Origin of the sequence: Sphingomonas kyeonggiensis, assembly GCF_030812785.1 — a bacterium.
In the GTDB taxonomy this organism is placed as follows: domain Bacteria; phylum Pseudomonadota; class Alphaproteobacteria; order Sphingomonadales; family Sphingomonadaceae; genus Sphingomonas; species Sphingomonas kyeonggiensis_B.
Genome location: NZ_JAUSTJ010000003.1, coordinates 1,284,243 through 1,309,323, shown reverse-complemented (window position 1 = coordinate 1,309,323; position 25,081 = coordinate 1,284,243). Strand labels below are relative to the sequence as shown.

Annotated in this window: 16 protein-coding genes; 10 read left to right on the top strand and 6 right to left on the bottom strand. The window is 67.2% G+C overall.

Annotated features, from left to right (window positions below):
- The first annotated feature begins 75 nt into the window (after window positions 1–75).
- The 3 genes from J2W22_RS23345 (at window position 76) to J2W22_RS23335 (ending at window position 4,358) form a co-directional block, all read left to right on the top strand.
- Complete coding sequence (locus J2W22_RS23345) at window positions 76–2,193, top strand: bifunctional rhamnulose-1-phosphate aldolase/short-chain dehydrogenase (protein ID WP_307120662.1); 2,118 nt, start codon at window positions 76–78, stop codon at window positions 2,191–2,193.
- 18 nt (window positions 2,194–2,211) lie between these two features.
- The gene (gene rhaI / locus J2W22_RS23340) at window positions 2,212–3,507 is read left to right on the top strand and encodes an L-rhamnose catabolism isomerase (RefSeq protein WP_307120661.1); all 1,296 of its coding nucleotides are present in this window, start codon (window positions 2,212–2,214) and stop codon (window positions 3,505–3,507) included.
- A gap of 68 nt (window positions 3,508–3,575) precedes the next feature.
- Window positions 3,576–4,358, top strand: coding sequence for a DeoR/GlpR family DNA-binding transcription regulator (locus tag J2W22_RS23335; RefSeq protein ID WP_307120660.1), 783 nt, complete (start codon window positions 3,576–3,578; stop codon window positions 4,356–4,358).
- A gap of 17 nt (window positions 4,359–4,375) precedes the next feature.
- Here the strand turns inward: J2W22_RS23335 and J2W22_RS23330 are convergent, their stop codons facing one another.
- A complete protein-coding gene (locus J2W22_RS23330) occupies window positions 4,376–7,366 on the bottom strand; it encodes a glycosyl hydrolase family 28-related protein (RefSeq protein ID WP_307120659.1) in 2,991 nt (996 codons plus the stop codon).
- Window positions 7,367–7,432: 66 nt separating this feature from the next.
- Window positions 7,433–7,663, bottom strand: a complete 231-nt coding sequence (locus J2W22_RS23325) for a helix-turn-helix domain-containing protein (RefSeq protein ID WP_184000650.1) — start codon at window positions 7,661–7,663, stop codon at window positions 7,433–7,435.
- 318 nt (window positions 7,664–7,981) lie between these two features.
- Between J2W22_RS23325 and J2W22_RS23320 the strand changes: the two genes are divergently transcribed.
- Entirely contained in the window at window positions 7,982–9,322 is a 1,341-nt protein-coding gene (locus J2W22_RS23320) for a GntP family permease (RefSeq protein ID WP_307120658.1), read from the top strand.
- Window positions 9,323–9,365: 43 nt separating this feature from the next.
- A complete protein-coding gene (locus J2W22_RS23315; protein WP_307120657.1) occupies window positions 9,366–10,043 on the top strand; it encodes a FadR/GntR family transcriptional regulator in 678 nt (225 codons plus the stop codon).
- A gap of 576 nt (window positions 10,044–10,619) precedes the next feature.
- On the opposite strand, the gene J2W22_RS23310 is transcribed toward J2W22_RS23315, so the two are convergent.
- Complete coding sequence (locus tag J2W22_RS23310) at window positions 10,620–11,147, bottom strand: gluconokinase (protein WP_307120656.1); 528 nt, start codon at window positions 11,145–11,147, stop codon at window positions 10,620–10,622.
- A gap of 156 nt (window positions 11,148–11,303) precedes the next feature.
- Between J2W22_RS23310 and J2W22_RS23305 the strand changes: the two genes are divergently transcribed.
- The 3 genes from J2W22_RS23305 to J2W22_RS23295 all read left to right on the top strand — a co-directional run bounded on the left by J2W22_RS23305 (window position 11,304) and on the right by J2W22_RS23295 (window position 17,835).
- Entirely contained in the window at window positions 11,304–14,363 is a 3,060-nt protein-coding gene (locus J2W22_RS23305; RefSeq protein ID WP_373423015.1) for a glycosyl hydrolase family 28-related protein, read from the top strand.
- 199 nt (window positions 14,364–14,562) lie between these two features.
- Window positions 14,563–17,484 carry a TonB-dependent receptor plug domain-containing protein gene (locus tag J2W22_RS23300; protein ID WP_373423021.1) on the top strand — a complete coding sequence of 974 codons (2,922 nt, stop codon included), beginning with the start codon at window positions 14,563–14,565 and terminating at the stop codon, window positions 17,482–17,484.
- A gap of 168 nt (window positions 17,485–17,652) precedes the next feature.
- The gene (locus tag J2W22_RS23295) at window positions 17,653–17,835 is read left to right on the top strand and encodes a hypothetical protein (RefSeq protein ID WP_307120654.1); all 183 of its coding nucleotides are present in this window, start codon (window positions 17,653–17,655) and stop codon (window positions 17,833–17,835) included.
- A 3-nt stretch (window positions 17,836–17,838) separates the two neighbouring features.
- Here the strand turns inward: J2W22_RS23295 and J2W22_RS23290 are convergent, their stop codons facing one another.
- Together J2W22_RS23290 and J2W22_RS23285 are read right to left on the bottom strand one after the other, a co-directional pair.
- The gene (locus J2W22_RS23290) at window positions 17,839–19,149 is read right to left on the bottom strand and encodes a M20/M25/M40 family metallo-hydrolase (protein ID WP_307120653.1); all 1,311 of its coding nucleotides are present in this window, start codon (window positions 19,147–19,149) and stop codon (window positions 17,839–17,841) included.
- Complete coding sequence (locus tag J2W22_RS23285) at window positions 19,149–21,956, bottom strand: TonB-dependent receptor plug domain-containing protein (protein WP_307120652.1); 2,808 nt, start codon at window positions 21,954–21,956, stop codon at window positions 19,149–19,151. The genes J2W22_RS23290 and J2W22_RS23285 overlap by 1 nt, the downstream gene beginning before the upstream one ends.
- Before the next feature lie 112 nt (window positions 21,957–22,068).
- Between J2W22_RS23285 and J2W22_RS23280 the strand changes: the two genes are divergently transcribed.
- Both J2W22_RS23280 and J2W22_RS23275 read left to right on the top strand, forming a co-directional pair.
- The gene (locus tag J2W22_RS23280; protein WP_307120651.1) at window positions 22,069–23,061 is read left to right on the top strand and encodes a cyanophycinase; all 993 of its coding nucleotides are present in this window, start codon (window positions 22,069–22,071) and stop codon (window positions 23,059–23,061) included.
- Window positions 23,058–23,495 (top strand): Lrp/AsnC family transcriptional regulator, encoded by a 438-nt coding sequence (locus J2W22_RS23275; protein ID WP_307120650.1) that lies wholly within the window; start codon window positions 23,058–23,060, stop codon window positions 23,493–23,495. The genes J2W22_RS23280 and J2W22_RS23275 overlap by 4 nt, the downstream gene beginning before the upstream one ends.
- Before the next feature lie 8 nt (window positions 23,496–23,503).
- Here J2W22_RS23275 and J2W22_RS23270 read toward each other — a convergent pair whose 3' ends face one another.
- Window positions 23,504–25,078: an N-acyl-D-amino-acid deacylase family protein gene (locus J2W22_RS23270; RefSeq protein ID WP_307120649.1), complete on the bottom strand. Its 1,575-nt coding sequence runs from the start codon at window positions 25,076–25,078 to the stop codon at window positions 23,504–23,506.
- Window positions 25,079–25,081 lie beyond the last annotated feature (3 nt).

Genomic DNA, 25,081 nt, shown 5'->3' with positions numbered 1-25,081 from the left:
GTTGATTGTATCTGGCTAGATACCTTGATAGACAGACTTCGCGCCGAACCGGGCGCTGGGGGAGAGTGATTCCGGATGCTTGATGACGAGACAAGGGTGCGCGCTGCAGCCTCTGCCATCCCGTTCGCCGTGCCGCGTAACCGCTGGTCCGATGCCGAAGCCGCGGGCATGTCGCCCGAGGGCCTGCTGCTCTACCGTTCGAACCTGCTCGGATCGGACCTGACCGTCACCAATTTCGGCGGCGGCAACACCTCGGCCAAGATCGAGATGGCCGATCCGCTCACCGGCGCGCCTGTGAGCGTGCTGTGGGTGAAGGGCTCGGGCGGCGATATCGGCTCGATGAAGCTCGACGGCTTCGCCACACTCTACATGGACAAGCTGCTCGCGCTCGAGAGCCGCTATCGCGGCGTCGCGTTCGAGGACGAGATGGTCGGCTATCTGCCGCACTGCACGTTCAACCTGAACGCGCGCGCCGCGTCGATCGACACGCCGCTGCATGGCTACCTCCTCTATGCGCATGTCGACCATGTCCACCCGGATTCGATCATCGCGCTGGCCGCATCGAGCGCCGGCAAGGCGGCCACGGACGAGATCTGGGGCGGCGCGATCGGCTGGCTGCCGTGGAAGCGCCCGGGCTTCGAGCTGGGCCTCCAGCTCCGCAAGCTTGCCGCCGAGCAGCCGGGCCTGCGCGGCGTGATGCTCGAAGGGCACGGCATCATCTGCTGGGCCGAGAGTTCGAAGGCCTGCTACGACAACACGATCGCGCTGATCGCCGACGCGGCGGAGTATCTCAACGCGCGCCTCGCCCAGGGCCCGGCTTTCGGCGGCGAGAGCGTCAGACCCCTGCCCGCCGGCGAACGCGCTGCTGCCGTCGCCAAGCTCATGCCGAAGCTGCGCGGCCTGATGGTCGGCGCGCGCGGCAAGATCGGCCATTTCTCCGACGATGCCGAAACGCTCGAGTTCATCGGCAGCCGGGATTTCGCGCGGCTCGTGCCGATCGGCACCTCCTGCCCCGATCATTTCCTGCGCACCAAGATCGCTCCCCTGCCGCTCGATCCCGCCCGGATCGAGGACGAAGCCTATCTGGCCGATGCGCTGGAGGCCTATCGCCAGGGTTATGCGGCCTATTACCAGCGCTGCGTCGAGCCCGGCGATCCGGCGATGCGCGATCCCAATCCGGTGGTCGTGCTGATCCCCGGCATCGGCCGCATCACCTTCGCCGCGGACAAGACCACGGCGCGGCTCGCCGGCGAATTCTATGGCAACGCGATCAACGTGATGCGCGGTGCCGAGGCGATCGGCGACTATGTCGGCCTGCCCGAGAAGGAAGCGTACGGCATCGAATATTGGGCGCTCGAGGAAGCCAAGCTCCAGCGCATGCCCAAGCCGAAGCCGCTGGTCGGCCGCATCGCGCTGGTCAGCGGCGGTGCCGGCGGGATCGGCGCAGCAACGGTCCGCCGCCTGCTCCAGGACGGCGCCTGCGTGATGCTGGTGGACAGAGATAGCGACGGTGCCGAGCGCGTCCGCGCCGAAATGGCCCAGGCCTTTGGCAACGACGTCGTCCGCGCCGCGACCTGCGACGTCACCGACGAAGCCCAGGTCGCAGCCGCGTTCGAAGCGTGCGCCCGCGAGTTCGGCGGGCTCGATATCCTCGTCGCCAATGCCGGCATCGCCTCCTCGGCCTCCCTGGAGGAAACCAGCGTCGAGCTGTGGCGCCGCAATTACGACGTGCTGACCGAGGGTTATTTCCTCAGCGCCCGCGCCGCCTTCCCGCTGATGCGCGCGGTCGGCGGCGGCTCGATCGTGTTCATCGGGTCGAAGAACGCGCTGGCGGCGGCGGTCAACGCCTCCGCCTATGCCTCGGCCAAGGCCGCGTCGCTCCACCTCGCCCGCTGCCTGGCGCTGGAAGGCGCCCCGCACGGCATCCGCGTCAACACGGTCAATCCGGACGCGGTGATCAAGGGCTCGCGGATCTGGGACGGCGATTGGCGCAAGGAGCGCGCCGGGGCGCACGGCATCGATCCGGGATCGGCGCTGGAAGAGCATTACCGCAACCGCTCGCTGCTCAAGCGCGACGTGCTGCCCGAGGATATCGCGGAGGCGGTGCACTTCTTCGCGTCCGAAGCCTCTTCCAAATCGACGGGCAACATCGTCAATGTGGATGCCGGGAACGCGCAGGCGTTCACGCGATAAAATAGAAAAGAGGGTGCAATGGCGAAGGAACTGCCGCTTTCGGTCGATCAGATCGAGAGCCACAATGCGGCGCGCGTGGAAGCGCTGCACGACGAATATGACAGCCTGGGCCGTGCGCTCGCCCGCCGCGGGATCGATATCGATGCGGTAAAGGCCCGCGTCGCCGATTTCTCGGTCGCGGTGCCCAGCTGGGGCGCCGGCCGGGGCGGCACCCGTTTCGCCAAGTTCCCGATCCCAGGCGAGCCCACCAGCATCCACGAGAAGCTGGCCGATTGCGCGGTGATCCACCAGCTTTCCACCGTCACGCCGCGCGTCAGCCCGCATTTCCCCTGGGACAAGGTCAGCGACTATGCGGCGCTGCGCGAGGAGGCGGCATCGCAGGGTCTCGGCTTCGACGCGGTCAACTCGAACACCTTCCAGGACCAGCCGGGGCAGAAGCTGAGCTACCGCGACGGCAGCCTTTCGGCCGGGGACGCGGGTGTGCGCGCCCAGGCGGTCGAGCATAATATCGAGTGCATCGAGATCGGCCGCCAGCTCGGCTCCAGCGCGCTCACCGTCTGGGTGGGCGACGGCACCAACTTCCCCGGCCAGCAGGATCTTGCCCGCTCGCTCGACCGCTATCTGGAAGCGGCGACGCAGGTCTATGCCGCGCTGCCGGGCGACTGGCGCATGCTGCTCGAGCACAAGATGTTCGAACCGGCCTTCTACTCCACCGTGATCTCGGACTGGGGCTCCTCGATCCTCGCCGCGCAGGAGCTCGGCCCCAAGGCGCAGTGCCTCGTCGATCTCGGCCACCACGCGCCCAATGTGAACATCGAGCAGATCGTTGCCCGCCTCCACCGCTTCGGCAAGCTGGGCGGCTTCCACTTCAACGACAGCAAGTATGGCGACGACGATCTCGACAGCGGATCGATCAACCCGCACCAGCTCTTCCTCGTCTTCAACGAACTGATCGAGGCCGAGTTGAATCCGCGGGACGGATTCGATCCGGCGTACATGATCGACCAGTCGCACAACGTCACCGATCCGATCGAGAGCATGATCTCGTCCGCGGAAGCCATTGCGGGCGCCTTCGCCAAGGCGAGCCTGGTCGATCGCGAGGCGCTGGCCGCGGCGCAGGCGGCGAACGACACGATGCTGGCGTTCCTCACCCTGCGAAAGGCCTATCGCACCGACGTGACGCCGATCCTCGCCATGGCGCGGATGGAAGCGGGCGGCGCAATCGATGCGATCATCGCTTACAGGGAAAGCGGCTGGCGGGCGCGCAAGGCGCAGGAACGCACCATAGTGGGGTTAGGCGCTGGCATCGTTTGAGCGGAAAAGATTGATTTCGGCGGATTTGCCCGGCACAAGGCCTCAGAAATATTGGGGCCTCAACGCAAATGCATGTCGAAGAGCGCGATAGCCTGATCCTCGATCTGATCGGGAAAACGGGCTTCGTGTCGTTCAAGAGCCTGGAGGCGAGCATCTCGGCCTCGCCCGCCACGCTGCGCCGCGATCTCGACCGCCTCGAGGGCAAGGGCGTGATCCAGCGCGTGCGCGGCGGCGCGCGGCTGGTGGACGACGAGGCGGGCGAGCGCGGCGACGTCCAGTCGCTGGCCGGCGTGCCCTTCCACGAGAATATCGACCGCAACCGCAAGCAGAAGGAAGCGATCGGCCGTGCCGCCGCCGCGCTCTGCCAGCCGGGCGAGTCGATCATCATCGATGGCGGATCGACCACGCTGCAGATGTGCCGCCATTTGGCCGGGCTGAACCTTCAGGTGCTCACCAACTCGCTGCACGTGGTGAGCGCGCTGCTGCCCCAGCCGGGCACGCGCATCGCAGTGCCCGGGGGATCGGTGTTCCGCGAGCAGAACATCATCCTGGGCATCGGCGGCGAGGAATGCATGCCGCGCGTCCACGCCCCCCGCCTGTTCATGGGCGCGGCGTTCGTCGGCGCGCAGGGCGTGATGCAGGCCGATGTCGTGCTCGCCGCCGCCGAGCGCCAGATGATCGACCGCGCCGAATGGGTGGCGCTGCTGGTCGACAGCTCGAAGTTCGCCGCCCCTTCGGGCTCGGTGGTCTGCGGGTTGGACGAACTCGACGTGATCGTGACCGATCCGGACATCAGCGATGCCCATGTCCGGATGATCGAGGCTGCCGGGGTGAAGCTGATCATCGCCTGAGCGATGGGATCAGCCCCCTAGATCTTCATGCTGTACAGCGTGTGGTGGGTGAGGATGAACAGCGTCCGCCCGTCCGCACCGCCCAGAATCAGCTGCAGCGGCCGCTCGGGCACGTCGATGCGGCGCAGCGGCTTGCCCGCCGGATCGTAGACGAACACCTGGCCATTCGCGACATAGAGGTTGCCCGCGGCATCGCGCGCCACGCTCTCGCCGCCACGATCGGCGACGATCCTGAGGTCGGTGACCGTCCCGCCGGCGCCGACCAGCCCGCTATAGGTGCGGTTCTCGGAGCCATTGGTCAGGAACACCCGCTCGCCCGGCTTCGCAGTGACCAGCGCATAGGCGTCGAGCGTATCCGACCAGCGCCAGCCCTGGTGATCGTCCGGCCCCTGGTTCCAGACTCGGAAGGCCGGGAGGACCAGCGAACTGTCGGGCGAGACATATTCACGCGGCTTGGGCGTGCCCATCGCGCGGGTGAAGAAGTCCGCGATCGGCGGGAATTGATAGGTCTTCGGATCGATCCGGTCGGCGAACTCGCCATTGGCCCACATATTGCCGGGCAGCGCGGTCAGCGCACCGGCCCGGTCCTGCACCGGCGACGGCGCGATCACCTTCACGTCCGAAGGCGCGGCAGGATCGATGCTGTAGACGCTGGCGTCATGCCCGGCCGAGGACAGCACCATCAGCCGGCCCGAACGGTCGACCGCCACGCTGACCGGGTCGAGCGGCGCATCGGCGAGCACCGACAGGCCTTCCTTCTCCGACCAGCCATGGATGCGCTGGAACTGGCGGTCGACGAAATAGAGCTTGCCCTTGGCGTCCACCGCTGCGCCGGCGATCGAGTAGAAGCCGTCGGCCAGCTTCTCGACCCCCGGCGTCACCGGCACCTGCGCCTTGGCCGTCGCCACCGCGCCGACGTCGAGCCGGGCGAACTCGCGCTCGCGCACCTCGAGCCCGCCGGTCATGTCCTTGATCGCATTCTCGAACGGATATTTGCTGGCACGCACATAGGTGCCGCAGCCCTTGTCGTCGCAGCTGGCAAAGGCGCTTTCGGCGTTCACATGGACGTTGCGGAAATGGATGTCGCTGGAGTTGTAGAGCCGCACCGCCACGTCCATCGGCTTGGCCGAGCGGGTGACGCGGTAGCCGTGATAATTGGCGAACAGGATGTTGCGCGAGTTGCGAAACTCGGTCGACACCGCGTTGACGCCGTCGCGCACTTCCTGCTCGGTCTGCGGCGCGTGGAACTCCCAATTCTCGACCCGGTCGAGCACGATTTCGGTCCGGTAGTGATGCTCGGCCGAGAGCTCATAGACATAGCCGGGCGTCTTGGTGTCCGAGACGTAGAAGCCCGCCGAGGCCAGGGTGTTGGGCGACCAGACCGCGGCGAAGGTGCCGCCACCGCCATCGGTGACCCAGATGCTCGGATGCTGGCCGTCGAAGCGGGCGCGCGGATCGCCGAAGCCGATCGGGCTTCCCTTTGTAAGCAGCGTGCCGCCGCCGCCCTGGATCTTCACGTCGTTGACCATCGAGGCCTCGCCGGCCCGCCACAGCAGCGCGGTGGCGCGCGGGTTCACCCCGCCGGTCCACAGGCCGAGCCCGGAGACGATCGCATTGCCGCCCTTCGCGCTCTCGATCAGCGCCTTGGCGCTGCCCACGCCGGCATAGGCGGGCGTCGAGTCGGGCAGATAGAGATGGGTGAGGCTCGGGTGCAGCGAGATGATCACCGTGTCCGGCCGCAGCCTGAGCGAGTCGGTCACCCGGTAGCGGCCGAGCGGCAGATAGAGCACGCGGTGCGTGTCGATCGCGCGCTGGAGCGCGGCGGTGTCGTCGGTCTCGTCGTCGCCCTTCACGCCCAGATCGCGGACATTGGCCCATTCGCTCACCGGCGGCAGCGCCGCGATGGCAGGCTTGCGCCGGGCCGGGAGCTTCGACAGCGGGGCGATCGAGACGTCGGTGGCGAAGGCGCCGATCTCTCCGACTGCGCCGAGCTTGAGGCCGTGCGAGAAATCGGTGACGCGATACTGGCGCCCCTGCCCCGCCACCGTCTTGCCGCTGTCGCGGAAGCGGGCGAACACCGGCGTGTTCTGCGCCAGCGCATTCATGAAGCCGACCTGGGTGAAGACGCTGTCCTCGTTCGAGATCAGCACGCCCGCGTTCGAGACATTCTCGAAGCGGACATCCTTGCCCCAGAGCGAGTCCGAATAGCCCTTGTCGATCTCGATCCCCACCGGCACGTCGCGGATCGCGACGTTGACCAGGGTCAGGTCGACCTCATGCTCGCGGATCGCGGCATCGCGCTGCCCGCTGAACTCGCTGTCGATCAGGGTGAACTGCCAGGCGGGCGAGGTCTTCTCGGTCAGGATGCCGTAGCGCCCGCCATAGAAGCGCAGGTCCTCGCACTCGTTGCCGGCCTGGTAGATCCCCGCCAGCCCAGAGCCGAGATGGAAGTCCATGTGGCGCAGGAAGCCGTGCTGGGCGACGCGGAAGCGCACCGCGACGGCGCCCGAATTGCCCTTGCCGATCTCGAAATCGACATTGGCCATCGCCGAATAGAAGGTGCTCGATGTCGCGTCATAGATGTTCGGGTTGGTCGGCACGCTGGTGGGCGGCGGCACCGGCACCTTGCCGACGCGGTACTGGTCCTCGCCGGTGAAGGAGACCATCGCCGCGACGCCGGCGCCATAGCCCGGCGTGTCGTCGCCCAGCACGATCACCGGACGCGTCGCGCCGACGCCGAACACGCGCACCGCAGAGCGCACGAAGATCGTCCGGCTGATCCGATAGCGGCCCGAGGGCAGGAAGACGAGGCCGCCCTGCCCGCCCTTGGCCGCAGCATCGATCGCCTGCTGGATCGCCTCGCTGTCGTCCGCGCGGCCGTCGCCGACGCCCTTGACGGTGATCGCGCGCGGATCGTTGGGCTGGGTCAGATAGACCGAAGTCGATCCGGCAAAGGCAGGAAGCGGGCACAGCAACAGGGCCGCGCAAAGCAGGCGATAGGCCGTCATCATGGCTCTCCGGAAAACGGGCTGGACGAACGTCGGTAAGGCCCGGGCGATGCCGGGCCGGGAAAATCAGGCCTGGCGGAGTGCCAGGCTCTGGGCCGCGATCGCGACCTGGGTGCGGTTGCGCACGTTGAGCTTGCGCATCAGCGCGGTCATATGCGCCTTCACCGTCGCCTCGGCGATGCCGAGCTCATAGGCGATCTGCTTGTTGAGCTGCCCCGAATGCACGCCCTGCATCACCTTGAGCTGAGTCGGCGTGAGATGCACGGGCCTGCCCGCGCCATCCATGAGATGGGGCATCGCGGCGGAGACTGCCGCTTTCTGGCTCGCTTCCTGAACGGTCACCTTCATCGATCCTCTCCCCGAGGCGCATGGTGTCATGCTTGCGGACCGGCGCTTCCGCCCGATCCCGTCCCCGTTCCGTTTTGCCGGAATCGGTTGGACAGATTTTAATATGTTCCGCATTTGGTAGCGGTAGCAAGCCTTTTTCGTTGCCGAATTGGAAAAATCTGTCGTACAACTCTGTCCGTTCAACGCGCTTGCAAGAAAAAGCCGAGGACTTCCGGGGAGGACAACGATGTCAGGATTCGCGTTCGACTGCGCCCAGGGGATCGCCGAATGAACGGCGAGGACATCCGGCTGGTCATTGCCGCCATCGCCGGCATCGTGCTTGCGATCCTGCTGATCGTCCGCTGGCGGCTCCATCCCTTTATCGGCCTGCTCGTCGGCGCCTTCGCGGTCGGCCTGTTCGCCGGTCTGCCGCTCGGCGACACCGCCAAGGCGGTGCAGAAGGGCGTGGGCGACATCGTCGGCGGCACCGGCCTGGTGGTGGCACTGGGCCTGTCGCTCGGCGCGATGCTCCACCTCTCCGGCGCAGCGGCCTCGCTCGCCACCGGCGCGCTGCGGCTGACCGGGCCCAAGGCGGCGCCCTGGGCCACGCTCGGCATCGCCATCATCATCGGCCTGCCGTTGTTCTTCGAGACCGGGCTGGTGCTGCTGCTGCCGATCGTCGTCGCCGCCGCCAAGGCGATGCCCGACAATGGCGATCCCGACGGCACCAAGCTGCGCCTGATCATGCCCGCGCTTGCCGGCCTGGGCGTGGTCCATGCGCTGGTGCCGCCGCATCCGGGCCCGCTGCTCGCGGTCGAGGCGCTCAACGCCAGCCTGGGCCTGACCATGCTCTACGGCGTGATCATCGCCATCCCCATCGCGATCCTGGCCGGGCCGGTGCTCGCGAAGTTCGTCACCCCCGGCGTCAAGCTCACCGAACCGGTGCTGAGCGATCCGGTGCACGACCTGCAGCCGCCGCACCGCGCGGTCTCGCTGTTCATCGTGCTGCTACCGATCGTGCTGATCGCCACCGGCGAACTCGCCAAGCTGGTGCCGGCGCTGGCCAGTTCACCCCTGCTTGCCGCGGCCGCCAATCCGGTGCTCGCGCTGCTCATCACCAACCTGCTCGCCTTGCCCCTGCTGTTCGGCCGACGGCTGAGCGAGGAAGGCATCCAGGACGCGATCTGGTTCGAGACGATGGGCGCGGCCGGCGCGATCCTGCTCGCCATCGGCGCGGGCGGCGCGCTGAAGCAGGTGCTGGTCACCGCCGGGCTTTCGGACCTGCTGGCGCGGCTGGTGATGATGTACTCGATCTCGCCTTTGCTGCTCGGCTGGCTGGTCGCGGTGGGCATCCGCCTGGCGGCCGGATCGGCGACGGTGGCGACGATCACCGCGGTCGGCATCATGCCGGGCGTGGTCGCCGCCTCGGGCGCCTCGCCAGAGCTGGTCGTGCTGGCGATCGGCGCGGGATCGGTGTTCTTCAGCCATGTCAACGATCCCGGCTTCTGGCTGGTAAAGGGCTATATGGGCACGACGACGGCGGACACGTTCCGCACCTGGTCGCTGCTCGAGACGGTGATCTCAGTGGCCGGTCTGGCCATGGTGCTGGGCCTCAGCTACCTTGTCTGAGACGCGCCCCGGAGAAAATCGAGGCGCGAAGAAGAGAGGCGCCGTGCAGGAGGGCAGGCTCGCCGATCGCGCCTATACGGCGATCGTCGGGATCATCAACGAGGACGATCTGGTGGCCGGCGACCGGCTGCCGTCCGAGGCGCGGCTGGCCGAGCTGTTCGGCATGTCGCGGACGATCGTGCGCGAGGCGCTGGTGCGGCTCGCCGCCGACGGGATCACCGAGGCGCGGCGCGGCGCCGGCTCCTATGTGAAGCGCCGCCCCTCCGCCCGGCTTGGCTCGCACGTGCCGATGGACGGGCTGGCGGCGACGCTCGGCACCTATGAGGTGCGCTTCGTGCTGGAAGCGGAGGCGGCGCGGCTGGCGGCGCAGCGCCGCTCGCAGGAGCAGATGGACGAGATCGACGCGGCGCTGGAGGCACTGCGCACCGCCCTGCTCTCCTCGGCGCCGGCGCATGACGAGGACTGGCGGCTTCACCGCGCGATCGCCGAGGCGACGGGCAACAGCGCGTTCATCTCGACCTTCGACCATCTCCAGCACGACGTGATGGGGATATTGCGCGCCGGCGTCGACATCTCGCGCTCGCGCCCGCCCGAAGTGATCGGATCGATGATGGACGAGCATGACGCGATCGTCGATGCGATCCGGGCCCAGGACGGCGACGGCGCCGCGCTGGCGATGCGCTGGCATCTGTCGCAAGGGCGCAAGCGGCTGATGCCTTAGGTCCTTACCACCATCCCGAGACCCTTACCGTCATCCCCGCCCCAAACCGTCGCCCCGCCACGCCGACCCCAATCCGTCATCCCGGCGAAAGCCGGGATCTCAGGCGATGGCGCGGGACGGAGCCGCACGAGATCCCGGCTTTCGCCGGGATGACGGCCATTGATAGATTCCGCTTGACAATATGAACCAAATAGGTTACATACCTCACCATCCTTCGTACCAGGCCAGCACGAAGGACAGAAGGCCGGCGATTGCACGTGGCAGCGTCGGAGGACCGGTGGCGGAATCGTTCGGCAGCGTAAGTCGAAGCTTCGCCAGATGACCGTAGAGCCCCTCGCCTTAAAAACACCCCTGGCTTCTCTTCAGGCTGCAATACAGGGGGAGGCACGCCGCGGATAACAAGTCTCGACGCGACACACATATCTACGAACACCAATGCCAAAGCGTCGTCGAGCCCGAGCGTCACGAGAAGAAGAACGCGCCGGTCCTTTCCTTCTGCCCAGCCCCGGGTGCCAAAGGCACGCCGGGCCATAAGCGCATCCGGATGACGGCAAATGGATGCGCCGGGATGACGGATTAAACGCCCGCTTCCACCCCAGCCCAGGCGAGCACCTCGCCGCACAGTTCCTCCACCGGCCGATAGCAGTGCAGCGCGATCGCGCGCTCGTCGGCGCCGGGACGCTCGAGCGTGGCGAACTGGCTGTCGAGCAGGCTGGGCGCCATGTAGTGCCCGGCCCGCGCGGCCAGGCGCGGCGCGATCTCCTCGCGATCGCCTTCCAGCAGGACGAAGGCGATGGGCACGCCGGCGGCCGCCTCCAGCCGTTCGCGATAGCTGCGCTTGAGCGCCGAGCAGGCGGCGACCGCGATGCCCTGCGCGCGCACCGCCGCGCCGATCGCCGCGCCCAGCCTGTCGAGCCAGGGCCAGCGGTCCGCATCGTCGAGCGGCTGGCCGCTGCGCATCTTGGCGACGCTCTCGGGCGCATGGAAATCGTCGCCCTCGAACGCGGGCGCGGTCAGATGCGCGGCGAGGTGCGCGACCAGCGTCGACTTGCCGCAGCCGCTGACGCCCATCACGACGATGGCAAAGGACGGCACTCCGGTCATTTTTCGCTGCGCTTCCACAAACTTCCCCGACTTCGGTTGGGCAAGCTAATGTTCGCCGGCGGCGGCTTTGACCATTGCGACCTTTGTCGCGGTCGCGCGGGTGCCCCCGCATGCGTATCCGCGTGCTATCGTGTGAGTATAAAAAGGGGACAGGGCATGGACGGCAGGATGCGGATCGCGGGGTTTGTGGTGGTCGCGGCGATGCAGGTCGCGAGCGCCGAGGCCCAGACTGCTCGCTCGGTCTCGGTCTTCGCCACTGCCCCGGCCGATCCCGCCGCCGTCACGGTCAAGGCAAAGGGCGACGGCGTGGCCGATGACAGCGCGGCGATCCAGGCGGCGATCGACGCGGCGGCGGCCAGGCCCGGCGGCGGCATCGTCTTCCTGCCCGCGGGCCGGCACCGCATCACCCGGACGATCTACATGTGGCCGGGAGTCCGGCTGTTCGGGGTGGGCAAGACCCGGCCGGTCTTCGTCCTGGGCGCCAACACGCCGGGCTTCCAGCGGGGCGTGGGCAGCATGATATTCTTCACCGGCAACCAGCCCAACGGCAAGGCGCCCGGGCCCGGCGGATCGCCGCTGCGCGGCCGAGTGCCGGTGCCCCCGCCGACCAGCGTGCCGTTCAATCCCGATATCGCCGACGCCAATTCGGGGACCTTCTATTCCTCGATGGCGAATGTCGATTTCGAGATCGGCGCGGGCAACCCGGCGGCGACCGGCGTGCGCTTCCACACCGCGCAGCACGCCTATCTCGCCCATATCGACTTCCACCTGGGCTCCGGCCTGGCCGGCATCTACCAGGTCGGCAATCTCGGCATGAACCTGCGCTTCTTCGGCGGGCGCTACGGCATCCTGGCCGAGAAGACCTCGCCCGCCTGGCAGTACACCTTGCTCGATTCCACCTTCGAGGGGCAGCGCGACGCCGCGATCCGCGAGCATGAGGCGGGATTGACCTTGGTCAACACGGTGTTCCGCGACACCCCTGTCGGGATCGAAATCGACAAGGGCTATGGCGACTGGCTGTGGGGCAAGGACGTGCGCTTCGAGAATGTCGCCAAGGCCGGCGTGATCATCAGCAATGAAGGCAATGCCTATACCCAGATCGGCTTCGACAATGCGGTGGCGACCGGGACCCCGGTGTTCGCCCGCTTCCGCGACAGCGGCAAGACCGTCGCCGGCCCCGCCCCGCGTTACCGGGTCAAGGAATTCACCTATGGCCTCACCCTCGCCGGGCTCGGCCAGCCAGGCAGCTTCGCGACCCGCATGGACGCCGCGCCGATCGGCGCCCTGCCCCGCCGCCGCGACGCCGCGATCCGCGCCTTCCCCGCCGTATCGGCCTGGGCCAATGTCCGGTCGCTCGGCGCCAAGGGGGACGACAAGACCGACGACACCGCCGCGATCCAGAAGGCGATCGACACCAACCGTGTCGTCTATTTCCCCACCGGCTTCTACAAGGTCAGCGACACGCTGCGGCTGCGACCGGACAGCGTGCTGATCGGCCTGCACCCCAGCCTTACCCAGATCGTCCTCGCCGACGATACGCCCGCCTATCGCGGCGTCGGCCCGGCCAAGGCGCTGGTCGAGAGCGCCAAGGGGGGCGACGCGATCGTCTCCGGCCTCGGCCTGTTCACCGGCGGAGTGAACCCGCGTGCGACCGGCCTGCTGTGGCGCGCCGGCGAGAAGTCGCTGGTCGACGACATCAAGTTCCAGGGCGGCCACGGCACCAACCTCGCCGATGGCAGCCGCTTCGATCCGTACAACGCCAACCACACCGCCGATGCCGATCCGAAGAAGCGCTGGGACGGCCAATATGCCAGCCTGTGGGTCACCGATGGCGGCGGCGGTACCTTCAACGGGCTATGGACGCCCAACACCTATGCCCAGGCCGGGCTGTACGTGTCGGACACCAGCACGCCGGGGATCGTCTACCAGATGTCCGCCGAGCATCACCTGCGCGCCGAGATCGTCCTCGACCGGGTGAAGGGCTGGGAGTTCCTGGCGCCGCAGACCGAGGAAGAGGCCGGAGAGAGCCGCAACACGATCGCGCTGGAAGTACGCAATTCGAGCGACATCCTGTTCGCCAATTTCCACGGCTACCGCGTCACCCGCTCGCTCCAGCCGGCGCGCGCTGCGGTGAAGCTCTACGGATCGAAGGACATCCGCTTCCGCAACGTCCATGTGAATGCCGAGAGCGGCTTCTCGACCTGCGACGCCAATGGCTGCGGCACCTATCTGCGCGCCAGCAAATACCCGTACGCCAATGCCATCCAGGACGTGACGCGCGGGCTCGAAGTGCGCGAGCGCGAGTTCGCCGTGCTCGACGTGACCGACACACCCGCCCCCGCCGCAACGCCTTCGCTGGTGCCGGTCGAGCAGCTCGCCCAGGGCTTCTATGCGCTGGGCGGCGGCGCGGTGGACGCGTCGGGCAAGCTCTATTTCGTCGATCGCCAGTTCCACCGCATCCATGGCTGGTCGGCAAAGGAAGGCCTGTCTGTGGTCGCCGATGCCCCGCTCGATCCGATCAACCTTGCAGTCGACGGCTCGGGCAATCTGCTGGTGCTGTCGTCGGACGGACCCGAGGCCACGGTCTACAGCATCAAGCCAGGCGAGCCCCAGGACGTGAAGCCGATCGCGCCGACCGCGACCAAGGATCGCGCCAGGGCCCGCGTCGCCCTGCCCGGCAGCTTCTGGAACAATGGCGAGTTCCGCGACCAGTATGACGCGGCGACCGATCATTTCACCACGCTCGCCGAGATGTTCGCGCGCGACATCGCGGCGCCCAAGACGCGCGAATATGTCTCCCCCGACGGTTCGCTGGTGCTGCCCGCGTTCAGGGTGTGGCAGCAGGGGCCGAGCAACCATCTCGGCTGGCGCTTCTCGGACACGCTCGACACCTATGGCTGGGTCACCGGCAAGGTCGGCGAACGGATCTACATCGCCAATGGCTCGGAGGACCGCACCTATAGCGGGCTGCTCGGCGAAGGCGGCGCGGTGACCGACCTCAAGCCCTTCGCGGCGCGCGGCGGCGAGAGCGTCGCGGCGGGGCCGGACGGCCGCGTCTATGTCGCGAACGGCCAGGTCTTCGTCTACGCGGCCGACGGAAGCGAGGCGGGCCGGATCGACGTGCCCGAGCGGCCGCTGCAGCTGCTCTTCGGCGGCCCCGACGGCCGCACCCTGTTCATCCTCACGCATCACGCGCTCTACACGGCGCGCCCCTGATCCCCACCCCCGCCCGGCATCTGCGACCATGGTCGTAGATGTTGGGCACCCCTTGATGGGCTAAAGCGCGAAGACAATGGCGAACTGCCTCTCGAAAGGCGGCGCCGAACGAAGGGGATGGATGATGATCGCACCTACCGTTGATCGCCGCAGGCTGACCGCGCTTTCTGGTACCGCTACCAGCCTCGCGGTGCTCGCCATGGCACTGGCGGCCACGCCTGCCGCCGCCCAGACGACGCCCGCACCGGCCCCGGCACCGACGGCAGAGAGCCAGGAGGCTCCCGCCCCCGCCGAGCAGAGCGAGCCCGATGCCGGCGGCCAGATCATCGTCACCGGCACCCGCATCCTGACGAGCGGCTTCACCGCACCGACGCCTACCACGGTGATCGGCGGCGAGGATATCGAGCGGACCGCCTCGCCCAACATCTTCAACACCGTGGTCCAGCTACCCTCGCTGCAGGGCTCGACCGGTGCCGCCACCGGAACGTTCAGCACTTCGAGCGGCCAGCAGGGCCTCAGCTCCTTCTCGCTGCGCGGCCTGGGCGCGATCCGTACCCTCACCCTGCTCGACGGCCAGCGCGTCGTCGGCGCGAACGTGACCGGCGTTCCCGACATCAGCATGTTCCCGCAGCTGCTGGTCAAGCGCGTCGACGTGGTCAATGGCGGCGCCTCGGCCTCCTATGGCTCGGACGCGGTCGGCGGCGTGGTCAACTTCATCACCGACACGCGGTTCAAGGGATTCAAGGCCAATGTCCAGGGCGGCATCACCCGCTATGGCGACGACAAGCAGATCATGGCCCAGGCCGCCTGGGGCGGCTCGCTGTTCGACGATCGCCTGCACCTGATCGTCAGCGGCGAATATGATCATGAGGACGGCGTCGGCCCCGGCGATTTCGGCACCGATCTTGCCGGCAGCCGCGACTGGTATCGCGCGACCACGCTGGTCAACACCGGCCAGACCAACAACGGCCTGCCGCAGTTCCGCTACCGCGACTATGCGCAGCCCTATCAGTACGCCCGCTACGGCCTGATCAACAACGGCCCGCTTCAGGGCATCGCGTTCGACGCGGCCGGCCAGCCCTACAACTTCGCCTATGGCTCGGGCGGCGTGCCCAACGGCGCCGGCGGCGTCACCGGCTGCTTCTCCGGCAATGCCTTCTGCGTCGGCGGCGACCTGTCGGGCGCGCCGGGCAGCGGCGCCTCGCTCAAGTCGGCGCTGGAGCGCATCAACGGCTTCAGCCGGATCGGCTTCGACTTCGCCCCGAACAACGAGCTCTACTTCACCGCCAACATCGCGCAGGTGAAGACCAGCAACCAGCCGAGCCCGGGCTATAACCGGGCGAGCCTGACGGTGCAGTGCGCCAATCCCTATGTGCCGCAGTTGGTGAAGGACCGCTGCACCCAGGCCGGCATCACCTCGTTCGGCTTCGGCTCGGCCAATGCCAACTTCCCCGATCCCAAGGTGTTCACCGACCGGCGGCAATATCGCTTCGTCGTCGGCGCCAAGGGCGAGATTGGCGGCGGCTGGCGCTACGACGCCTATTACGAACATGGCACCACCATCTCCGACATCAATGTCGAGGATATCGTGCTGCAGAACCGCTACGTCGCCGCGACCAACGCGATCACGTTGAACGGCGCGATCGTCTGCGCCGATGCCGCCGCGCGCGCAGCGGGATGCCAGCCGATCAACATCTTCGGCAACGTGGCCCCGACCGCCTCCGCGCTCGCCTATGTCACGCCGGAGAACGGGCCGTTCCAGCACACCAAGCTTACCCAGGACGTCGCCAGCATCAACTTCTCGGGCGAGCCGTTCGACTTGTGGGCCGGCCCGCTCTCGGTCGCGTTCGGCGGCGAATATCGCAAGGAATATTACCGGGTGAACGCCGATGCCTATGGCGCCGGCGTCTCGTCGATCAGCCCGAACAACGCCGACTATCCGGCGGATCCGCTGCTCAACTCCACCCTGGGCAGCAACTGGGCGGCCGGCAACTACAAGAATGGCGGCGGCAAGTATGACGTGTACGAGGGCTTCCTCGAGCTCAACCTGCCGCTGTTCAAGGGCGACGGCATCGGCAGCGCCAACCTGAACGGCGCGGGCCGCGTGACGCACTACAGCACCTCGGGCACGGTCTGGGCGTGGAAGATCGGCGGCACCTGGGAAACCCCGCTCGACGGCATCCGCCTACGCGCGGTGACCTCGCGCGACGTCCGCGCACCGAACCTCTCCGAGCTGTTCGCGGCACCGACCGTGACGACGCTGCCCAGCTTCAACAACCCGTTCCCGCCCGCCGGCGCGGTGCAGGCGTTCCAGAACACGATCGGCAATCCCAATCTGAAGCCGGAAATCGCGCGCAACACCGAAGTCGGCATCGTCCTCTCGCGGCCGTCCTGGCTGCCGGGGCTGAACATCTCGGTCGATTACTACACGATCAAGCTTAGCGGGGTGATCTCCAGCCTGTCGGCGCAGCAGATCGTCCAGTTCTGCTTCGACGGCAACCAGGCCTTCTGCGGCGGCTTCGTGCTGAACAGCCCGGTGCAGGGCGGCAATTTCATCAACGTCCAGCCGTTCAACCTGGCGTCGTGGAAGACCAGCGGGTTCGACATCGAGGCGAGCTATCAGTGGCAGCGGCCGCTGGGCCTGCCGGGCAGCTTCACGCTGCGCGCACTCGGCACGCATGTGCAGGAATTCCTCGTCCGCGCCGGCATCGCCGGGGTCGACACGGTCGACCAGGCGGGCGCCAACAGCGGCAACACGCCGGACTGGAAGTGGCTGGCGGTGCAGACCTACGCCAATGACCGGTTCAGCCTAAGCGTGACGGAGCGCTGGTTCAGCGACGGTGTGATCGGCAACCAATATGTCGTCTGCACCACCGGCTGCCCGGCCTCGACCGGCAACCACCCGACGATCGACTACAACAAGATGAAGGGTGCCTTCTATGTCGACGTCGGCGGCACGCTCGACATCAACGACAACATCACGTCGTTCTTCAAGGTCGACAACCTCTTCGACCACGATCCGGAGCCGTCGCCGCAGACCAATACCGGCCTCGACGTCAATCCGGCGCTCTACGACACGCTCGGCCGCACCTATCGTGTCGGTGTCCGCCTGAAATTCTGATTGCCCCCAAGCGATGTCCCCTCGGGTTGGCGGTGCCACGCATCGCCAACCTGTTTTGTTGTTATCGCGATGGGAACCCGATCCTGCGGGACGACGTTCTAGGGTTCCAGGGCCAGCGCCCGCCGGTATTGACCGGCGGGCCTGGTCCATTTTGTTTTCGAGAGCGGAATGCCGATCAACAGCACAGGAAAGACGCCCGGTGCCCAGCCGCGGCGTGGGCGCGGGGCGACAACGCTTGCCGCATTGGACGAATGCTGGGCGGTGCCGACGGACACCTATATCAGCGGCGACCTGCCCCTGCTGCTGACCAAGCTCTCGAACCTGCCGCCGGTCCGCGGCCGGAAGGACTGAGGGTTAGCGCCGCGCGGTGCGGCCGGTGCCAAGGCGGCTGATCAGGATCGCCGCGCGCTTGGCCTGCCGGCGGATGCTGGCGAGGTCGACCGTCTCGCCCGGCGCATGATCGCCGGTGCTATAGGTGCCAAGCCCGGCCAGGCTGTCCACATCATGCGCGACGAAGGACACATCCCCCGCTCCGCGCTTGAGCGGATCGAGCGGCGCCATCTTCTGGAGGCCCAGGTCGCGGTTCACGCCGTTGAGCGCGGCGAGCAGCGCCTTGTTGCCCTCGGTCGGCGCCATCGCCGGATAGCCTTCGCCGAACTCGATCTTCGCATCGGTGCCAGGCGCATGCGCGGCGACGATCGCCTCCATCTTGGCGCGGACCCGCTCGGTCTGCTCGACGCTCAGCGTGCGGAAGTCGCCGGTGGCGACCGCGGTGGCGGCGATGATGTTGGTCTTGCCGCCCGCCTTGGCATTGCCGCTCTCGTCGATCTCGGCCCGGGCACCGCCGGCGATCACACCCGCGTTGAAGGTCAGATTGGGTTCGGGCAGCTCCTTGCGGAACGTCGCCAGGATCCGCGCGAGTTCGTTGATCGCGCCATCGCCGAACTGGGAGGTGAAGATCAGCGAGCTGTGGCCGGTCTTGCCGCTCGCGGTGATCCGCCAGTCAGTCACCGAGCGGCGGGCAATCGAACCCATATCCTTGCCGCCGTCGATCACCAGGCCCTCGAAATCGAGCGCGACATCGGCGCGCTTACCCGCGGCGATCAGGTCGGCGCGCGAGATGCTGAGCGGGCTGCCGGCATCCTCCTCGTCGCCGGTCAGCACGATCTCGATATTGACGTCCTTGAGCGTGCCTGCCGCCTGCATCGCCCTGAGCGCGGAGACGATCACGACCATGCCGCCCTTGTCGTCGCCAGCGCCCGGCCCTTCGGCCTTGTCGCCGGTGCGGACGAACTTCTGGAAGGGCGAGCTGAGCTCGAACACGGTGTCGAGATGGCCGATCAACAGGATACGCTTTCCGCCCGGCTTGCCCTTGTGGACGGCGATCAAATGGCCCGCGCGCTGCACTTCGCCCATCGGCTTCCAGCTGATCGCGAAGCCGAGCGGCTCGAGTTCGGCGCGCATCATCTCGCCGACCCTGGTGACGCCGTCGAGGTTGAGCGTGCCGCTATTCTGATCGACCAGCCGGGCGAGCAAAGCCACGGAGCGCTCGAACTCGGCATCGACGGTGCGGTCGATCACCTTCTCGGCCTTGGAAAGCCCCTGTGCCGCGGCGGGTGCCGCGGTCAGGGCCAGCAGAGCAAGCGCAGTCGCCAGGGTACGCATCAGAGCTTGGCTCCACCCATCTTGTAAGTCAGCTGGACATAGAAGCTGCGCCCCACCCCGTCGAACCACGAGATGTCGTAATAGGGATAGGAGCTGTAGGTCCTGTCCTTGATCGGGTTCTGGTCGAACAGATTGTTGACCGTACCCGACAGGCGCACCCGCTCGGTGATGCTGTACTGGGCCGAGAGATTGAACAGGTAGCTCGCCTTGATATAGCCGTCCTCGGCATAATTGGGCAGGCGGCTGAGCCGCTGGCCGGTCAGCGTGGTCGAGAACTTGCCGAGATCCCAGGTCAGGCTCGCCGTGCCCTTGTCGCGCGGGATGTAGTAGCCGCTTTCGAAGGCCAGCTTGTCGACGATCGGATCGCCCGGATACTGGCGGACCGTGTGGTTGAACACATGGGTGTAGCTCGCCGCCAGCGAAAAGCGGCCGATCCCGGCGGTCGGCACGCGCAGGTGTGCGGCGATGTCGACGCCGTCGGTAGTCTCCTCGGCGATGTTGATCGGATTGATCGAGACCGACTGGATCTCGCCGGCCAGCGCGCCGCCGGCATAGCGCTGCACCCGGGCGATCGCATCGAGGCAGGTCGGCGTGGTGCCGTTGGTCGCACGGCACTCCGCCTCGTCGCGCAGCACCGTGTCGATGTTCATGTTGAGCACCTGGTTCTTCATCTTCACGCGGAAATAGTCCGCCGAGAAATCGAAGTTCCGGCTCGGCTGGAAGAAGAAGCCGCCGTTCAGCGAGCTTGAGGTCTCCGGCCGCAGGCGGCGGTTGCCGTTGTGGCGGGCGATGAAGTCGACATCGTCATACTGGCAATTGCCGATATCCTCGCCGCCCTGCTCGCAGAGATAATAATCGGTGCCGCCGGTATGCGTATTGCCCGGCCCCTTGAAGATATAGTGGAGATCGGGCGCCCGGAAGCCGGTGCCATAGGCGCCGCGGATCAGCAGGCTCTTCATCGGACGCAGCTCGGCGCCGAGATTATAGGTGAACTTGCCGAAGCCGTTGCCGGCGAAGCTGTAGTGATCGTAGCGGCCCGCACCGCTCAGCTCGAGGAAGGTGAAGGCCGGCACGCGAAGTTCGCCGCCCACGCCCCAGTGCTGGCGCGTGCCATGGCCGTCGGAATCGATCAGGCCGACATAATATTGGCTGAGCGCCAACGGGTCCGGGTTGATCTCATAGCCCTGGTTGCCGACCTCGGCGACTGCGGCGAAGCCCACCGGACCGGCGGGAAGCTGGAACAGGCTGGTGGTGTTGATCGTCGCCGAGACATTGTTGACCCAGGTCTTCGGACGATAGGTCGAGATCGCGGTGATCGACGCATATTCGGCCGGAGTCAGCGGCTTGTAGAGCCGGTTGATGTCGGCGTTGAAGATCGCATAGCCGCTGGCGGGATCGATGCCCTGCTGCTGGCCCAGGAACAAGGCATTCGACTTGTCGATCACGACTTGGGGGAAGCCGACCTTCGAGCTGTATTCGGCGTGGTTGACGCTGAACTCGTAGTTCCACTTCGCGCCCAGCTGCCCCTTGATGCCCGGCGTGATGTTGTAGCTGACCGAGCGGTTGCGCGTCATGCCGACGTTCAGGCCGCCCATCTCCTCGGGGGTGAACAGGCGGTACCAGTTGTCGAGCTGCGCACCGCTATAGGTCAGGCTGGTCGGCATGTTGGGATTGAAGAAGGTGCCTTCCTCATTGCCGTCCGGCGCGACGTAGAACCAGTCGAGCACGTCGCGGAACAGCTTGAGGTCCGAATAGCTGGCCTGCACGTCGAGGAAGAGCTGTGCCTTGTCGCTCAGGTCGTATCCGATCGCGCCATAGCCGCTGATCGCGCGGCGCCGGCTGATCGTCGTGCCATAGCCGATCGCTTCGTTACTGCCGCAATAATGGCCGTCGATATATTCGTCATTGACGATATCGTAGCCGTACTCCGGCCGAGTGGCGTAGTAGGTCGTGCCGCCGTTGAGCTTGGACAGCGACGCGCAAACGCTCGCGCCCGGATCGAGATAGTCATTGTCCTCGTCGGTGCGCAGGAAGTTGCGGCGCGCGATCGCGGTCGAGGGCGACGGGCTGTCCAGGCTCGAATCCTGGAGCTTGCGCTGATAGGCCCAGAGCGGGCGCTGATCGAGCAGCTCGATGCCGACCACGCCGTGGAAGCCGCCGGTCTCCCAGCCCGTGGTCAGCGACAGGCGCTGCGAATTGCCGCCGCCATGCTCGGTGAAGCCGGCGCGGTAATCGATGCGGGTGCCGTCGGGCTTGGACTTGAGCTGGAAATTGACCACGCCCGAGATCGCGTCCGACCCGTAGATCGCCGAGGCGCTGCCGCTCAGCACCTCGACCCGCTCGATCAGGCCGACCGGGATGTTCGAGATGTCGGTGAAGTTGCTGTTGCCGCCAAAGGGCAGCGGGAAATCGGCGATGCGGCGGCCATTGACCAGCACCAGCGTGTGGTTGGGGCCGAGCCCGCGCAGATCGACCTGCTGCGCGCCGGGGGTGAAGTCCGCGCCCGAGAAGCTTTGCTGGCTCTGCGTCTCGCCGCCATTCTGGGTGATCGCCTTCAGCACGTCCGGCACGCTCTGATAGCCGTTGCGCAGGATGTCGTCGGCGGTGATCGTGGTCACCGGCGCGGGACCTTCGGCCTGAATGCGCGGGATGCGCGAGCCAAGCACGACGATCTGCCCCTCGCCCTCGCTCGCCTCCTGGCCCGCCGCAGGGGCATTCTGGTCGGTCGTCTGCGCCATCGCCGCGACCGGCAATGCGATCAGGCTGGCACTCGCCAGAGCCAGAGCGGTGAACTTCGTGTGGCGCATATATCGACCCCCTGATCCGTTTGTGACATATTGATATCGACAGGGATCAGAATGAAACAATAAAAATGCATTCTGGGCATGGGTTACGAACGAATTGCAAAGGACTATGGCCTTGAAGACACTCTCGCGGCTCCTTCTGGCCGTCCTGATCCTCTTCGTACCGCCCGTCGCCTCGGCGCGGCCGGACCCGGCCTATAGCTATTACGAGATCGGCGACCTTGCCGCGAAGCGGAGCGGCCCCACGGCCCCTGCCCTGATGCTCGTGGGCGGTGGCGACTGGGACTATACCGCCTTCCGCTGGTTCGCCGAGCGGGCCGGGCACGGCCATATCGTCGTGCTGCGCGCCTCGGGCGAAGGCCAGGCCGGCGAAGAGATCTACAACCAGGTCGGCGGCGTCGCCTCGGTCCGGACGATCGTGTTCCACAGCCGCGCCGCATCGACCGACCCGCGCGTGCTCGCCACCATAGCCAAGGCTGACGGCATCTTCCTCGCCGGCGGCGACCAGGCCAACTACGTCCGCTATTGGAAGGGCACCCCCGTTGCCCGTGCGCTGAACGCGCATCTCCGCGCCGGCCGGCCGATCGGCGGCACCAGCGCCGGCCTCGCGATATTGGGCGGCACCGGCTATGGCGCGATGGACGGCGGCAGCATCGACAGCCCTGCCGCGCTCGCCGATCCGGGCGGCCCGGCGGTGACCCTCGTCACCGATTTCCTCCACATGCCCCGCATGGCGCACATCGTCACCGACACGCACTTCGCCAAACGCGACCGGCTGGGCCGGCTCATCGCCTTCGTAGCCAAGGCGCGACTGCACGACCCGCGCGCGGTCGGCCTCGGCGTGGATGAAGGCGCGGCGCTCTGCGTCGAAGCCGATGGCAAGGCGAAGCTCCACACCCCGCCCGGCGGCCATGCCTGGCTCGTCCAGCCGGCGGCACCCGCGCGTATCCGTGCCGGCAAGCCGCTCAACTGGACCGGCGTGCAGATCACCGGCATCGGGCCTGAAGGCGCGCTGGACCTCAACACGCTGCGCGTCACCCGCCCCGCCTTCAGCGGTGTCGCGCGGGTGACAGGCGGCAAGCTGATCGGAGCGCCGGGGCCGAAATGACGCTGCGGCCGGAGGAGATCGATCCCCAGCTCCTCGCGCTGCTGCGCGCGGATGCCCGGCGCAACGTCTCCGAGCTCGCCACTGCCCTGGGTGTCTCGCGCACCACGATCTACAGCAGCATCGAGCGGCTCGAGCGCCAGGGCACGATCACCGGCTATACGGTGCGGCTGGGCGAGGATTACGACCGCAGCCTGATCCGCGCCCATGTGATGATCAAGCTATACCCCAAGGCTACCCAGGCGACCCAGGACCAGCTGGTGACGATGCCCGAGGTGGCCGGGCTCTACGCGATCTCGGGCGAGTACGACCTGATCGCTCTGATCGAGGCGCCGCACGTCAACCGGCTCAACGACCTGCTCGACTCGATCGGCGCCATGGAAGGGGTGGAGCGCACCACCTCCTCCGTGATCCTGGCGACCAAGCTCCAGCGCTGAGCGGCCCGTCAGGGCGTGCGCAACAGCACCCGGCCGAACCGCTCCGCCACCGGCTTGCCGTTCGCCAGGGCGGCACGGCCATTGACGAAGACATAGTCCATGCCCTGGGCATAGGCGTGCGGCTTCTCATAGGTCGCGGTGTCGCGCACCGTCTTCGGATCGAAGACGATGACGTCGGCGAACGCGCCCTTTCGCAGCGCCCCGCGATCGACCACGTCGAACACCTGGGCCGGCAGCCCGGTGGCGGCATGGATCGCCTGGGCCATGCCGATCACCGGCTTGTCGAGCACATAGTTGCGCAGCTTGCGCGGGAAGGCGCCGTAGGCACGCGGATGCTCGGCGGTCTTGCCGAAGGGCGGCAGCCCGCCATCGGTGGAGGTCATCGTCCAGCTCTGCTGCATGAACGCCTCGACGTCCTTGTCGCTCATGTTGAACGACACGGTGGGCGCCCCGCCTTTTTTGAGCATCTCGATCGCCGCATCGAGCGGATCGAGCTTCAGGATCGCGCCGACTTCGTCGAGCCGCTTGCCGTCGAGCGAGGGATCGGCCTTGTAGGCGCGGATCTGGATCGCGTGCGGCCCGGCACGGCGGGCGAGATTGGGGACCATCTCGGCACGGATCTTCGCGCGCATCGCCGGATCCTCGAGCCTTTTGGCCAGCGCATCCGCCCCGCCCTCCTGCGCCCAGCCGGGGACGAGCGAGGCCATCAGGCTCGAGCCGGAGGCGGTATAGGGATATTGGTCGGCCCAGACCTGCACGCCGGCGGCACGCGCCTTGTCGATATGCGCGATCACCTCGGCCGACTTGCCCCAGACCTGGGGGCCGAGCACCTTGATATGGGTGACGACGCCGGGAATCTTCGCCTCGCGCGAGACGGTGATCACTTCCTCCACCGCGGCGACCACGCCGATGTCGTAATTGCCCTCGTCGCGGATATGGCTTTCGTAAAAGGCATGCGGGAAGGCGCTGGCGGCCTTGGCCAGCCCGACGATTTCGGCGGTGTTCGAATATTTGGCAGGGATGTAGAAGGGCCCGTCGGACAGGCCGAACGCGCCGAGCTTCATCGCGGCGGTGACCAGCCCTTCCATCCTGGCCTGTTCCTCGGGCGTGGCGAGCCGGTCGACATTGCCCATCACCGCGGCGCGCACGGCATTGTGGCCGATCATCAGCGCGACGTTGACGCCAGGGGTGTTGGTCCTGAGGTCCCTGATTTGCGGGGCGAGGTCGGCCGGGCCGCCGCCGTCCGGATTGGCGAACAGCGTGGTGATGCCCTGGTGGAGCATCGGCAGCGCGGGTGCGAGCTCGGGCGTCTGGATGTTCGGCGCCGCGTGCGAATGGGGATCGATGAAGCCCGGCGCGACGATCTTGCCGCGGGCATCGACCAGGGTCTTCGCAGTCGCCGTGGCGGGGATGGCCCCCACCGCGACGATCCGGTCGCCCTGGATCGCGACATCGGCGCTCCGGCCGGGCGCGCCGCTGCCGTCATAGACGGTGCCGCCGCGGATCAGCACGTCATAGTCCTGGGCGAATACGGGGGAGGCCGTCGCGAGCAACGCGACGGCCGATAGAGTCAGGGTCTTCATCGA

Excerpts from the sequence above, each read along its gene's own strand:
- J2W22_RS23345 (WP_307120662.1), top strand. The coding sequence starts at position 76 with ATGCTTGATGACGAGACAAGGGTGCGCGCTGCAGCCTCTGCCATCCCG.
- rhaI (WP_307120661.1), top strand. The coding sequence starts at position 2,212 with ATGGCGAAGGAACTGCCGCTTTCGGTCGATCAGATCGAGAGCCACAAT.
- J2W22_RS23335 (WP_307120660.1), top strand. The coding sequence starts at position 3,576 with ATGCATGTCGAAGAGCGCGATAGCCTGATCCTCGATCTGATCGGGAAA.
- J2W22_RS23330 (WP_307120659.1), bottom strand. The coding sequence starts at position 7,366 with ATGACGGCCTATCGCCTGCTTTGCGCGGCCCTGTTGCTGTGCCCGCTT.
- J2W22_RS23325 (WP_184000650.1), bottom strand. The coding sequence starts at position 7,663 with ATGCCCCATCTCATGGATGGCGCGGGCAGGCCCGTGCATCTCACGCCG.
- J2W22_RS23320 (WP_307120658.1), top strand. The coding sequence starts at position 7,982 with ATGAACGGCGAGGACATCCGGCTGGTCATTGCCGCCATCGCCGGCATC.
- J2W22_RS23310 (WP_307120656.1), bottom strand. The coding sequence starts at position 11,147 with ATGACCGGAGTGCCGTCCTTTGCCATCGTCGTGATGGGCGTCAGCGGC.
- J2W22_RS23305 (WP_373423015.1), top strand. The coding sequence starts at position 11,304 with ATGGACGGCAGGATGCGGATCGCGGGGTTTGTGGTGGTCGCGGCGATG.
- J2W22_RS23300 (WP_373423021.1), top strand. The coding sequence starts at position 14,563 with ATGGCACTGGCGGCCACGCCTGCCGCCGCCCAGACGACGCCCGCACCG.
- J2W22_RS23295 (WP_307120654.1), top strand. The coding sequence starts at position 17,653 with ATGCCGATCAACAGCACAGGAAAGACGCCCGGTGCCCAGCCGCGGCGT.
- J2W22_RS23290 (WP_307120653.1), bottom strand. The coding sequence starts at position 19,149 with ATGCGTACCCTGGCGACTGCGCTTGCTCTGCTGGCCCTGACCGCGGCA.
- J2W22_RS23285 (WP_307120652.1), bottom strand. The coding sequence starts at position 21,956 with ATGCGCCACACGAAGTTCACCGCTCTGGCTCTGGCGAGTGCCAGCCTG.
- J2W22_RS23275 (WP_307120650.1), top strand. The coding sequence starts at position 23,058 with ATGACGCTGCGGCCGGAGGAGATCGATCCCCAGCTCCTCGCGCTGCTG.
- J2W22_RS23270 (WP_307120649.1), bottom strand. The coding sequence starts at position 25,078 with ATGAAGACCCTGACTCTATCGGCCGTCGCGTTGCTCGCGACGGCCTCC.